The 13,177-nt window shown below is 53.9% G+C and carries 11 protein-coding genes and 2 tRNA genes; 7 read left to right on the top strand and 6 right to left on the bottom strand.

The annotated features are described in order from the left end of the window. Window positions 1-244: 244 nt before the first annotated feature. Window positions 245-1,252, bottom strand: a complete 1,008-nt coding sequence (locus tag B5F38_RS10460; RefSeq protein WP_087409238.1) for a FecR family protein — start codon at window positions 1,250-1,252, stop codon at window positions 245-247. A 2-nt stretch (window positions 1,253-1,254) separates the two neighbouring features. Then, on the bottom strand, window positions 1,255-1,866 hold the full coding sequence (locus B5F38_RS10455) for an RNA polymerase sigma-70 factor (protein WP_087409237.1): 612 nt from the start codon (window positions 1,864-1,866) through the stop codon (window positions 1,255-1,257). Window positions 1,867-2,271: 405 nt separating this feature from the next. Here B5F38_RS10455 and speA point away from each other — a divergent pair, with 405 nt between their 5' ends. The 3 genes from speA (at window position 2,272) to B5F38_RS10440 (ending at window position 5,492) form a co-directional block, all read left to right on the top strand. Continuing rightward, window positions 2,272-4,170: a biosynthetic arginine decarboxylase gene (speA, locus tag B5F38_RS10450; protein WP_087409236.1), complete on the top strand. Its 1,899-nt coding sequence runs from the start codon at window positions 2,272-2,274 to the stop codon at window positions 4,168-4,170. A gap of 114 nt (window positions 4,171-4,284) precedes the next feature. Next, window positions 4,285-5,040, top strand: coding sequence for a tRNA pseudouridine(38-40) synthase TruA (gene truA, locus B5F38_RS10445; RefSeq protein ID WP_087409235.1), 756 nt, complete (start codon window positions 4,285-4,287; stop codon window positions 5,038-5,040). A gap of 11 nt (window positions 5,041-5,051) precedes the next feature. Next, on the top strand, window positions 5,052-5,492 hold the full coding sequence (locus tag B5F38_RS10440) for a GNAT family N-acetyltransferase (RefSeq protein ID WP_087409234.1): 441 nt from the start codon (window positions 5,052-5,054) through the stop codon (window positions 5,490-5,492). Window positions 5,493-5,495: 3 nt separating this feature from the next. Here B5F38_RS10440 and lgt read toward each other — a convergent pair whose 3' ends face one another. Beyond that, complete coding sequence (gene lgt, locus B5F38_RS10435) at window positions 5,496-6,359, bottom strand: prolipoprotein diacylglyceryl transferase (RefSeq protein ID WP_087409233.1); 864 nt, start codon at window positions 6,357-6,359, stop codon at window positions 5,496-5,498. Window positions 6,360-6,571: 212 nt separating this feature from the next. Between lgt and B5F38_RS10430 the strand changes: the two genes are divergently transcribed. Next, the gene (locus tag B5F38_RS10430; protein WP_087409232.1) at window positions 6,572-7,474 is read left to right on the top strand and encodes a DMT family transporter; all 903 of its coding nucleotides are present in this window, start codon (window positions 6,572-6,574) and stop codon (window positions 7,472-7,474) included. A gap of 127 nt (window positions 7,475-7,601) precedes the next feature. After that, on the top strand, window positions 7,602-8,237 hold the full coding sequence (locus B5F38_RS10425; RefSeq protein WP_087409231.1) for a DUF3256 family protein: 636 nt from the start codon (window positions 7,602-7,604) through the stop codon (window positions 8,235-8,237). A gap of 104 nt (window positions 8,238-8,341) precedes the next feature. Here B5F38_RS10425 and asnS read toward each other — a convergent pair whose 3' ends face one another. The 3 genes from asnS to purB form a co-directional block, all read right to left on the bottom strand. Next, window positions 8,342-9,739: an asparagine--tRNA ligase gene (asnS, locus tag B5F38_RS10420; RefSeq protein ID WP_087409230.1), complete on the bottom strand. Its 1,398-nt coding sequence runs from the start codon at window positions 9,737-9,739 to the stop codon at window positions 8,342-8,344. 82 nt (window positions 9,740-9,821) lie between these two features. Then, on the bottom strand, window positions 9,822-11,096 hold the full coding sequence (locus B5F38_RS10415) for a pseudouridine synthase (RefSeq protein WP_087409229.1): 1,275 nt from the start codon (window positions 11,094-11,096) through the stop codon (window positions 9,822-9,824). Window positions 11,097-11,434: 338 nt separating this feature from the next. Continuing rightward, on the bottom strand, window positions 11,435-12,778 hold the full coding sequence (purB, locus tag B5F38_RS10410; protein ID WP_087409228.1) for an adenylosuccinate lyase: 1,344 nt from the start codon (window positions 12,776-12,778) through the stop codon (window positions 11,435-11,437). A gap of 130 nt (window positions 12,779-12,908) precedes the next feature. Here purB and B5F38_RS10405 point away from each other — a divergent pair. Both B5F38_RS10405 and B5F38_RS10400 read left to right on the top strand, forming a co-directional pair. Beyond that, a tRNA-Val gene (locus tag B5F38_RS10405) sits at window positions 12,909-12,986 on the top strand. An 82-nt stretch (window positions 12,987-13,068) separates the two neighbouring features. Next, a tRNA-Val gene (locus B5F38_RS10400) sits at window positions 13,069-13,146 on the top strand. Window positions 13,147-13,177: the final 31 nt, after the last annotated feature.

The raw sequence follows: 13,177 nt of genomic DNA, 5'->3' as shown, positions 1-13,177 counted from the left end.
TCAATAAGCATATTCGTAATGCCCAGTTGGTGTGTTTCAACATTACTAATTAAAATTTCGATATTAGACATAGGATAACAATACACTCTATCCACAAAAAGCATTTGTGATGGTTTTAACCGACTGCCTGGCAAACGGTTATCGCCCCCAATCGGGGGAATGATTCCAATACATATTCATGGTAAAACAGTATAAAAGATTATTCGTCAAACAATTATATGGTAACATAAATGCTCGAACAGGGTCACTGCTTCAGTCCTATCTTCACGACATCGCGATCGATTTCGTAGGTGAGCGGATAGGTGAGGCTGATGATGTAGAAGGCATTCGTGAGACTGTTGTTGCGAATGCTTCCCGAGAAGGAGATGTTTTTCAATTCGTCCGACTCGAACTCTACCGAGACTCCGTAGAGTCGTTCCATGGTCTTGGCTATCTCGGCCAGCGTAGCCGAGCGGAAGTAGAGGATATTCCGGCGCCAGAAATCGACTTGCCGGCTATCCTCGATTTTCGATTTGGCAAACACCAACTTCGTTTTGTCAAACGATGCCTCCTCGCTCGGAGCAAGCAATACCGACTGATTTTGGTGCGAAACCCGCACCGAACCTTCGATCAGCGAGGTCGACACCATAGCGTCATCGTCATAGCCCTTCACGTCGAAAGTGGTACCCAGGGCCTCGACCTCCACGCCCTGGCATGCGACTACAAATTTCTTATCGGGATTCTTGGCCACCTCGAAGTAGGCCTCGCCGGTCAGGAATACCCGCCGATCGTCCCGATTGTACGAAGGATAATAGCTCAGTTTGCTGGCCGAGTTGAGCCACACTTTGGTCCCGTCGGGAAGAGTCATGCTGGCCTTTTGTCCCGAATCGACGACAAACGAGAAGGGTGTGGTATCGCTCTTGGCCTGTCCGCCCTCGTAATAGGCGACCACGGCAAGAAATACGGCTACGGGCAACAATACGACCGACGCAATCTTACAAATTGTTTTCATCACCTGCCGACGGCCTATCGCACGCTCCTCCCGGATATGTTGCGACAGGTTCTGCCACATCTCGCTGCGGGTATCGCTATCGAGTTCGGGCGAAACCGAGTGCCACAAATCGGTATACTTCCCGTCCAGGGCACGCTGCATCCGAGACGTCCCGATCCATTGCGACAGTTCGACCTTCTCTTCGTCTGTCGCTTCGTGGCGAAGGTATCGCTCCATCATTTCGATAAACCGCTCCGAGTCCATATTTTCCATTCTCTTCATACTTAAAAAACTCTATCTAACACTTCAAAAAACGTATCACACACTACACTCATCAGCAACAACCCCAAGGCTACATAACGCATCTTCGACCGTAAGAACTGCAACGAGCGTTGTACCTGAGTAGCCACCGTTTTCTCCGAAATCGACAACTGCCTGGCAATCTCCATATAGTTGAGCTCCTCTTTCCAGTACATCATGAAAATGCGGCGGCGCGACTCGGGCAACTCACGGATCAATTTCAAAATATACTCTTCGAGCAACAGATTGTCCAATTCGTGATCGGCATCGTCTTTCTCCTCGAGCGACTGCTCCTTGGCCTCGGCCTCGAAGTATTGCTGAATCCACATCTCCCGCTTGATGTGATGATACACCCTATTGCGGGCAATAGTGAAGATATAGGAATCGAAATTCCCGTCGCAGAGTATGCCTCTGCGTTTATCCCAGATTTGCATAAACACGTCTTGAGTCAAATCTTTAGAGAGAATACGATCTTTTACTATGGAGTTGATGAAATTATACACCTTCCCCGAATAGTATTGATATATCGATTCAAAAGAGGAAATCTTACCCTCCTTCAATCCTTTTAAAGTCTCACTATCCACTTCCTTTTTCATAGAACCTTCTCTTACCAATCAAAGACTAAGGTCAAAACGTGTATGCTCGATAAAGAATCTTCTTTGTTGTTGTATAGCCTCAAGGGGTCCGAAAAGACTACAACAAATTTTAGAAATAACACATTTTAACACATTAGTCTCGTCTTGAACCTATCGAAACTTTTCTCTTTTTCCAAACCTTTCGACCACTCCTCCCGGAAGGAGACGGAGGGGGGCCGACACACCACTTATATTATATATATGCAAAAACAGGCATATTACCCGAAATTCCCGACAAGTATACAAAAAAACCTTATCACCGGGAACAATGTACGCCCTTTTCCATTTTCTCTATTCAATTATTATCCGTATTTTTGCTCACTGTATGTTTTTTATAATACCTTTTATTCAACCTGTTTATAAGAAATGAGAAAATGGCGTATTGAGGACTCTGCCGAACTGTACAACATCAACGGTTGGGGCCTGAAATATTTTTCAATCAACGAAAAGGGTCACGTGGCTGTAACGCCCCGCGAGGGTTATGCCTCGGTCGACCTGAAGGAGCTGATGGACGAGTTGCAGGTGCGCGACGTAACGGCACCCGTTCTGCTGCGTTTCCCCGATATTCTCGACAACCGTATCGAGAAAATCTCGAAATGCTTCAAACAGGCGGCCGACGAGTATGGCTACACGGCCCAGAACTTTATCATCTATCCCATCAAGGTGAACCAGATGAGACCGGTGGTCGAGGAGATCGTGAGCCACGGCAAGAAATTCAACATCGGGCTGGAGGCCGGTTCGAAACCCGAGCTCCACGCCGTGCTGGCCATCAATACCGACAAAAACTCGCTCATCATCTGCAACGGCTACAAGGACGAAAACTACATCGAGCTGGCCCTGCTGGCCCAGAAGATGGGACGCCGCATCTTCCTCGTGGTCGAGAAGATGAACGAACTGAAACTCATCGCCGACATTTCGAAACGGCTGAAGATTCGCCCCAACATCGGCATCCGCATCAAGCTGGCCAGCTCGGGCAGCGGCAAGTGGGAAGAGAGCGGCGGCGACGGCAGCAAGTTTGGCCTCAACTCCAGCGAACTGCTCGACGCTCTCGATTTCCTCGAAAGAACCAAGATGACCGACTGCCTCAAGCTGATCCACTTCCACATCGGTAGCCAGATAACCAAAATACGTCGCATCAAGAATGCCCTGAAAGAGGCTTCGCAGTTCTACGTACAGCTCCAGAACATGGGCTTCCACGTCGAGTTTGTCGACATAGGCGGCGGCCTGGGGGTCGACTACGACGGCACCCGCTCTTCGTCGAGCGAGAGCAGCATGAACTACTCGATACAGGAGTATGTGAACGACTCGGTTTCGGCGCTGGTCGATGCCTGTGTCAAGAACGACCTGCCGCAACCCAACATCATCACCGAGTCGGGCCGCTCGCTCACCGCACACCACTCGGTGCTGGTATTCGAGGTGCTCGAGACTACCTCGCTCCCCATCTGGGACGAGAAGGAGGAGCTGGGCGAAAACCCGCACGAACTGGTAGACGAACTCTATAAAATCTGGGACAACATGAACCAGCCGCGCCTGCTCGAGTCGTGGCACGATGCCTTGCAGATTCGCGAGGAGGCACTCGACCTCTTCGGCCTGGGACTGCTCGACCTGCGCACCCGGGCCCAAATCGAGCAGCTCTTCTGGTCGGTAGCCCGCGAGGTAAGCGAAATCGCCTCGGACATGAAGCATGCCCCCGAAGAGTTGCGCAAGATTTCGAAGCTGTTGCCCGACAAATACTTCTGCAACTTCTCGCTCTTCCAGTCGTTGCCCGACTCGTGGTCGATCGACCAGCTGTTCCCCATCATGCCCATCAGCCGGCTCGACGAACGTCCCGACCGCACGGCTACCATACAAGATATTACCTGCGACTCCGACGGCAAGATCAACAACTTCATCTCGCCCCACGGCTCCAACTCGCATCTGGCCGTGCATGCCCTTAACAACAAGGAACCCTATTATATAGGTGTATTCCTGGTAGGTGCCTATCAGGAGATTCTGGGCGACATGCACAACCTCTTCGGCGACACCAACGCCGTGCATGTGAGCGTGTACAAGGACCGCTACGAAATCGATCAGGTAATCGACGGCGAGACCGTGGCCGAGGTGCTCGACTACGTACAGTTCTCGCCCAAGAAACTGGTGCGCAGCGTAGAGACATGGGTTACCTCGTCGATGAAGGCGGGAGTCATCACCCCCGAAGAGGGTCGTGAGTTCCTCTCGAACTACCGCTCGGGCCTCTACGGATATACCTATCTCGAAAACGATTAAACTCAACCCGATGGATTATCGGCCGGGGAGGGGCCACAGAGCAAGGGGAGACACTCCTCATGCTGTCACTCTCGAACCCCGCCCGATAATCCATCTCTATTTTTTTAGACCTTCATGCCACGCTACTTCATCTACCTATCGTTCAACGGTGCCCGCTACCACGGCTGGCAGATACAGCCCAACGGAATCACCGTACAGGCCGAGCTCGAAAAGGCGTTGGCTACCCTGCTGCGGCGCGAGACGCCGGTCACCGGGGCGGGCCGTACCGATGCCGGAGTCAACGCCCGGCTCATGGTGGCTCACTTCGACACCCCGGCTCCGCTCGACAATCCCGCCGAGACAGCCGACCGCCTGAACCGGGTGCTCCCCCCCGACATGGCCGTGTACGACATACGGCCTGTTACCGACGAGGCTCACAGCCGTTTCGACGCCCTCAGCCGCACCTACAAATACTACCTCATCGACCACAAGTCGCCCTTTCTCGAGGCGTTTGCCTGCCGCTACCGCGGCACGCTCGACTTCGACCGGATGAACGAGGCGGCCGAGCAACTCTACCGATACACCGATTTTACCAGCTTCAGCAAGCTGCACACCGACGTAAAGACCAACAACTGCCGGGTGACCTTCGCCCGCTGGGAGCGCGAGGGGGAACAACAGGTATTCACCATCACGGCCGACCGATTCCTGCGTAACATGGTGCGCGCCATCGTAGGCACCCTGCTCGACGTGGGGCGCGGCAAACTCACCGTCGAGGGGTTCTGCCGCATCATCGAACAGAAAGACCGCTGCGCCGCCGGCACCTCGGTACCGGGCAAGGCGCTGTTCCTGCACGACATCACCTACCCCGACAACCTGTTTCTGCCCCGATAAAGAACCGACTCGTGGAAATCAGACACATAACAAACCGGAAGAAAGATTTTCTCGACCTGCTGCTGTTGGCCGACGAAAGCGAAATGATGATCGAGCGCTACCTCGACCGGGGCGAAATGTTTGCCTTGTACGACGAGGGGTTGAAGAGTATCTGCGTCGTCACACAAGAGGGGCAAGGACTTTACGAAATCAAGAACCTGGCTACCTGTCCCCCGTTCCAGCGTCGAGGTTATGCCCGCAAACTTATCGAATATGTGGAAAGCCTCTATCCCCGCGGAGCGACCTTGCAAGTTGGCACAGGCGATTCACCCCTCACCATACCCTTTTACGAGCGATGCGGATTCCGTTATTCGCACCGGGTACCCGGATTCTTTACCGACCACTATCCTCACCCCATCTTCGAGGGGGGCCGACAGCTCGTCGACATGATTTATCTGAAGAAAGAGATTTAGCGACTATTTCGAGGATTTTCTCTGTCCCGGTTGCGACAATCGGCCACCAGCGGGATTATTCCACCGCGTAATCACGAAGTAGAGCCCCAGCACCACAAACGGGATGCTCAACACCTGACCCATGTCGATAGGCATGGCGCTTTCGAAATCGACCTGGCGCTCCTTGAGGAACTCGATGAAAAAGCGGAAGAGGAAGATGAGCGTGATGCAGAGCCCGAAATAGAAGCCCCGACCGCAACGGTCGCGCCGGAGCCAGGCCACCCACACCATCACTCCGAAGAAGATGAAATAGGCCAGCGCCTCGTAAAGCTGTGCCGGATGACGAGGCAACATATCCACCCGTTCGAAGACAAAAGCCCAGGGCACATCGGCCGGCATGCCTATGATTTCGGAGTTCATCAGGTTGGCCAGCCGGATAAAGCCGGCAGCCACCGGTGCGGCTACACCCATCATGTCGAGAATATCGAGGTAGTGTATCTTGGTCTTGCGGCAGAAGAGGGCCAGAGCGATAATCAACCCCAGCGTGCCCCCGTGACTGGCCAACCCCGCATAGCCCGTGAAGCGCCACCCGCCATCGGGCAGAGCGCGTATGGGCAGAATGATTTCGAGCGGATGGCTCAGGTAATAATCGGGTTCGTAAAAGAGACAATGCCCCAGCCGGGCACCGATGAAAATACCCAGAAAACTGTACATGAACAGGGTCTGAAACGTATCCATCGGGAGCCCCTTCAGCTTATACAGTTTGTAGACCACCTGGCAACCCGCCCAAATGGCGATGAGCCAGAAGATACTGTACCAACGTATAGCGATGCCCGCTACCGAAAAGAGCACCGGGTCGGGATTCCAATGAATGTAAAGCAGCTCCATAATTCTATTCTCTATCGTGGCATCGTTGCCACACGCGATGCAAAGATAACACAAATCTAGGTTTACAGAGATGATACAGAGAAAAGAATAGCTACCTTTGCACTCGCAAACCGCCCCCCCGGTGGTGGCAGAAAGGCGGTCCCCGACCATCCCCGCCCAGGCGGAGAGGCATCGAAGGGTCCAACGTCAATAGACTTAAAAGGTAAAAAAAGATGTGGTTATCGCTTGCTTTTCTCTCGGCCTTTCTGTTGGGCTGCTACGAGGTATGTAAAAAAACGTCGCTCAACGGCAACGCCGTCATTCCCGTGTTGTTTCTCAACACCCTTTTCTGCAGCCTGCTGTTCCTCCCGCTCATCATCCTCTCCTACGGGTTTCCCGATCTGATGCGCGACTCGATGTTCTACGTGCCCCCTTCGACCCTGCGCGAGCACCTCTTCATCATCGGCAAGGCGGCGCTGGTACTCACCTCGTGGACCTGTGCCTACTTTGCCACCAAGCACCTGCCCATCACCATAGCCGGCCCCATCAAGGCGTCGCAGCCGATACTCACCCTCATCGGGGCGTTGCTCATCTTCGGCGAACGGCTCAACTTCTACCAGTGGATAGGTGTGCTGCTGGCCATCGTCTCGTTCATCATGCTCTCCTTCTCGGGAAAGAAAGAGGGCATCAACTTCCGCCACAACCTGTGGATACTCTTCATCGTGCTGGCCACCATCACGGGAGCCGCCAGCGGACTGTACGACAAATACCTCATGTCGCACGGCTTCGACCGCATGACCGTGCAGGTGTGGTACTCGTACTACCAGATGGCCATGATGGCCGTCGTGCTGCTGGTTCTGTGGTATCCGCAGCGCAAGCACACGACCCCGTTTGTGTGGCGCCCCTCGATATTCTTCATCTCGCTCTTTCTCGTCTGTGCCGACTTTGTCTACTTCTACGCCCTCAGCTACCCCGACTCGATGATTTCAATCGTCTCGATGGTACGCCGCAGCAGCGTGGTGGTGAGCTTCATTGCCGGTGCCTTCCTGTTCAGGGAGAAGAATATCCGCAGCAAGTCGTTCGACCTGATACTGGTGCTGCTGGGTATGTTCTTCCTCTATCTGGGCACAAAATAGCCATCGGGTTTCTTGCTCTTCAAAATGAAATAGCTACTTTTGTAGAAGAGAGGATAGGGCTCGGCAAAAGTTCAAGTAAACTTGACTTTCTGCGCTCTCCTTTCACTACTTTGTTCAAACCATTGTCATGAAACTAAGAAGACTGTTTTTCCTCTCGGCCGTGGCTACGGCGCTGATGTCGCAGGCTGTTGAACCGGCGGCACAACTTTTTGCGGCCATGCCCGACTCGCTGATACCCTCGCTCGAAGTCAATCGACGCAAAGACCTCATCGACCTCTTCCACGCCGGGCAGTCGGCCCAAGTCACCACCAAACTCGGCGGCCAGGCTCAGATGACCCAGTTGCAGGAGCAGAGCCTCGTCATCGACCTCTCGGAGCAGAGCCGAATGGCCCTGTACCTCTACACGACTACCGGCAACGACTCTGTCGTTGCTCTGGTCAACACGGTCTATGCCCCGGCCGGCGACAGCCGCATCCGGTTCTTCGACAGCGCCTGGCGTGAGCTTCCCGCCTCGAAATATATCGAGCAGCCCACCCGCGACGATTTCTTTCTCTTCCCCGACAGCCTCTCGAAGGTCCAACGCGAAGAGCTGATGCAGGCCACGGAAATCTGCCTGATAGAGTACACCTTCGAGCCCGACGGCTCGATATGCGCCCGCCAGTCGTGGGAGGAATACCTCGACCGCGAGACCTACAACCGCCTCAAGCCCTACCTGCGCGAGTCGATTACCCTGCGCTGGAACGGGAAGAATTTCAAGGAGTAAAAAGCATTATCTTTTTATATTATTATAGAAACAGCAGAGCCGCCCCGGGAATCTCCCGAAGCGGCTCTCTTGTTTGTATGGTCTTGCGTTGTGCAGGCCCCGGCTTAGAACTCGGCGTTCTTGGGCGTACGGGGGAAGGGTATCACATCGCGGATGTTGGTCATGCCGGTTACGAAGAGTACCAGACGCTCGAACCCGAGGCCGAAGCCCGAGTGGGGTGCGGTACCGAAACGACGGGTATCGAGGTACCACCACATATCTTTCATGGGGATATGCAGCTCTTCGATACGCGAGAGCAGTTTCTCGTAGTTCTCCTCACGTTGCGAACCACCGATGATTTCGCCGATGCGGGGGAAGAGCACATCCATGGCGCGTACGGTCTTGCCGTCGTCGTTGAGTTTCATGTAGAAGGCCTTGATCTCCTTGGGATAGTCGGTGAGGATAACCGGTTTCTTGAAGTGCTCCTCGACGAGGAAACGCTCGTGCTCGCTCTGCAGGTCGGCACCCCAGTAGACGGGATACTCGAACTTGTGGCCCGACTCTTCGAGAATCTTCACACCCTCGGTGTAGGGCAGGCGCACGAAGTCGTTTTCGACGACAAACTTCAGACGCTCGATCAGCTCCGAGTCGTACATCTGGCTGAGGAACTCGAGGTCGTCCTGGCAGTTGTCGAGAGCGTAGCGGATAAGGTATTTGAGGAAGTCCTCGGCCAGGTCCATGTTCTCTTCGATTTCGTTGAAGGCCACCTCGGGCTCTACCATCCAGAACTCGGCCAGGTGACGCGGCGTGTTGGAGTTTTCGGCGCGGAAGGTGGGACCGAAGGTGTAGATGGCACCGAGCGACATGGCACCGAGCTCACCCTCGAGCTGACCCGACACGGTGAGGCTGGTGGGTTTGCCGAAGAAGTCGGCGCTGTAATCTACGGCACCATCTTCGGTGCGGGGCACGTTGTTGAGGTCGAGCGTCGTTACCTGAAACATGGCACCGGCTCCCTCGCAGTCGCTGGCCGTGATGAGCGGCGTGTTCAGATAGAAGAAACCGCGGTCGTTGAAATATTTGTGAATGGCGTAGGCCAAGTGGTGACGGATGCGGAACACGGCACCGAAGGTGTTGGTGCGGGGACGCAGGTGGGCGATTTCGCGCAGGAACTCGAGGGTGTGTCCCTTTTTCTGCAAGGGATATACATCGGGGTCGGCACCGCCGTAGAGCTCGATGCTCTCGGCCTGAATCTCGGCCTGCTGACCTTTGCCCTGCGACTCTACCAACGTGCCTATCACACTGATGCAGGCACCGGTCGTGATGGGTTTCATCTCGGCCTCGGTAAACTTCGAGAGGTCGACTACAACCTGTATATTCTTAATGGTAGAACCATCGTTGAGTGCAATAAAGTTGACATGCTTATTGCCCCGGCGCGTACGCACCCAGCCTTTCACATTGATCTTCGTCCCGTAAAGAGATGCGTCGAAGGCATCGACGACTTTGGTCCTTTTCATTGTTTCCATACTCTTTCAATCTATTAGTTTAAGCACCACCGCCCCGAACGGTTTTCCCGAGCGGGGCGTGCGGCTATTTCGGTTATATTACTTATTCAAACGAACCCATCTGCAGCATGTTCACCTCTTGTTGCGTGAGGTAACGCCAGCGGCCGCGTTGCAGGTTCTTCTTCGTGAGACCGGCAAAATAGACCCGGTCGAGTTTGACTACCCGGTAACCCAGCGCCTCGAATATACGACGCACGATGCGGTTGCGGCCCGAGTGTATCTCGATGCCCACCTGGTTCTTGTCGGTATCATTGGCATAGCTCACGGCATCGGGTTGTATGGGGCCATCCTCCAACTCTATACCGTCGGCGATACGTTGCATGTCCTCTTCGTTCACGTCGCGGTCGAGCCATACGTGATAGATTTTCTTCTTGATGAACTTGGGGTGCGTGAGCTTCGAGGCCAGGTCGCCGTCGTTGGTGAGCAGCAGCACACCCGTGGTGTTGCGGTCGAGACGGCCTACAGGGTAGATGCGCTCGGTGCAGGCGTTGCGCACGATGTCCATCACGGTGAGGCGGCCCTGCGGGTCGTCCGATGTGGTGACGCAGTCCTTGGGTTTGTTCAACAGCACATAGATTTTGCGCTCGAGCGTAACCACCTTGCCACGGAAGGTCACCGTGTCGTTGCGGGTAATCTTCGTACCCAGCTCGGTCACCGGCTCACCGTTTACCAGCACCTCGCCGGCCTGGATATACTCGTCGGCTTCACGACGCGAGCAGATACCGGCATTGGCCATGTACTTGTTGAGACGAATCGGTTCGTTGGGATCTACCTCGGGCAACTCATACTCGATGCGTTGCGGACGGCTGTTGTAGTTCTTGTTGCGGCGTTGTTGCGGCCGGTTCTGGTTGTAACGGTTGTTGCCATATCCGCCCTGACGGTTCTGATTGTAGCCGCCCTGACGATTCTGTTTGGGATAGTAGGGGCGCTCGTTGTCGCCGTAAGAGCGCGGTTGATAGCCCTCACCCCCTTCGTTGTTGCGATTGTAATCCTGGTTGTACCGCGGCCCGTTGTTGTAGGTATTGCGGCGATTGTTGCCATATCCGCCCTGACGGTTCTGATTGTAACCACCCTGACGATTCTGGCCATAGCCTCCCTGACGGTTCCCATAATTGTTGGGACGGTCGTTGGTATAGGAGCGATTGCCTCCTTCACCATAGTTGTTACGGGAGTAATGAGGTCTTTCGGTATTGGCACCATACGAGGTGTGACCCTCTTCTCCACCTCTTTTGTACTCTACTTTCTCATATCGTTCGGTCATGCCTTCACGGTTCGATACCCCGATACGAGGGCGCTTAGCTCTTTTTTCGCTTTCCATAGGAATTGTTTGTAATTAAAAAATACAAGCCTCTCGGCCTAACTAAAAAAATTCTATTTTCTTATCGATTGTTTTTTACCTTATTTGCCGGCAAAGATACAAATGATTTTTTATTTCATCTCTTTCACAATCAAATAAGTTATCGTTTTCTTCTTAAAAAAAACAAAAGCCCGGGGCGTTTGTTCGCCCGCCCTTGCCCCAACGGTCCAAAACGACGATTCTTCGGCTCCGCTCACCAGGTAACGATAAACGGGGAAGCCGAAGAATCGGGAATATTTCGGGGTATTTTCAAGTCCACCCCGGCAAAGCCTGCAAGGAGTGCCGGCCGGCGGTACCTGTTAGAACCCGGTGTAGGTGTGCGGCGTGATGCGGCGCAGCTCCTCCTTGACCGACTCCGACACGTTGAGGGTGTCGATAAACTCGCGTATCGACTCGGCATTGACTACCGAGTTGGTGCGGGTGAGGGCCTTCAACGTCTCGTAGGGGTGCGGATAGCCTTCGCGGCGCAGAATCGTCTGGATACCCTCGGCCACCACGTTCCACATCTGGTCGAGGTCGCGGTAGATGGCCGTCTCGTTGAGCAACAGCTTGTTCAACCCCTTGATGGTGCTGTGGAAGGCAATGAGCGTATGAGCCAAGGGCACACCCACGTTGCGCAGCACGGTCGAGTCGGTGAGGTCGCGTTGCAGACGCGAGATGGGCAATTTCTTGGCCAGGTGCTCGAAAATGGCATTGGCCAGACCCAGGTTGCCCTCGGAGTTCTCGTAGTCGATGGGGTTCACCTTGTGAGGCATGGCCGACGAACCTACCTCGCCCTCTTTGATTTTCTGTTTGAAATACTCCATCGAGATGTATTGCCAGAAGTCGCGGTCGAGATCGATGACTATCGTATTGATGCGGCGCAGGGCGTCGAAGAGGGCGGCCAGATTGTCATAGTTCGAAATCTGGGTGGTCCAGGCTTCGCGCTCGATACCGAGGCGTTCTTTCAGGAAACGGTTGCCGAAAGCAGGCCAGTCGATGTCGGGGTAGGCAAAGTGGTGGGCGTTGAAGTTACCCGTGGCACCGCCGAACTTTCCGCTCACGGGCACAGCCTTGAGCAGCTCGATCTGTTTCTCGAGACGGTATCCGAAAACCCGTATCTCCTTGCCCAGGCGGGTAGGCGATGCCGGTTGACCGTGCGTCTTGGCCAGCATGGGAATATCTTTCCACTCCTCGGCATAGTGGTTGATGAGCGACAGCATCTCGTCGAGTACCGGCATGTAGCAGTCGTGCAACGCCTCTTTTATCAACAAGGGCACCGACGTGTTGTTAATATCTTGCGAGGTGAGGCCGAAGTGGATGAACTCCTTGTAGGCCTCGAGGTGCAACTCGTCGAACTTCTCCTTCAAAAAATATTCGACTGCTTTCACGTCGTGGTTGGTGACCGACTCAATCGACTTTACCCGGGCGGCATCGGCCTCGGTAAAGTTTTGATAGATGGCCCGCAAAGCCGGGAAGAGGTTGTGGTCTACCCCCTTGAGCTGAGGCAGAGGCAACTCGCACAACGCGATGAAATACTCGATTTCGACCCGTACCCGGTACCGGATAAGAGCCCACTCCGAAAAATAAAGCGACAAATTTTCCACCTTGTTGCGGTAGCGGCCATCGATAGGCGATATAGCCGTGAGTGATGATAATTCCATAATCCTGTGATTTGAATGAAACAGAGCACAAAAATACGATTTCCTGTGTAATTTTATCGAATAATTTTCGTTTTTGTTTTGCAAATAAAAAAATTGTATTACCTTTGCATCGCTTTTCGGAAAATAATCCGGGCGTTTAGCTCAGCTGGTTTAGAGCATCTGCCTTACAAGCAGAGGGTCGGCGGTTCGAATCCGTCAACGCCCACCACCAAGGCCGGACAACCGATAGACAAAAATCGCTTGACGGTCGGAGAAAATCCCTGACAGCGGTCACAAGCCGCAACAAACAGGGGCGTTTAGCTCAGCTGGTTTAGAGCATCTGCCTTACAAGCAGAGGGTCGGCGGTTCGAATCCGTCAACGCCCACCACCAAGGCCGGACAACCGAGAGGCAAAAAAAT

Origin of the sequence: Barnesiella sp. An22 (genome assembly GCF_002159975.1) — a bacterium.
Lineage (GTDB): Bacteria > Bacteroidota > Bacteroidia > Bacteroidales > Barnesiellaceae > Barnesiella > Barnesiella merdigallinarum.
Note: the sequence above shows the minus strand (reverse complement) of the source record. Positions and strands in the feature narration are given on the sequence as shown.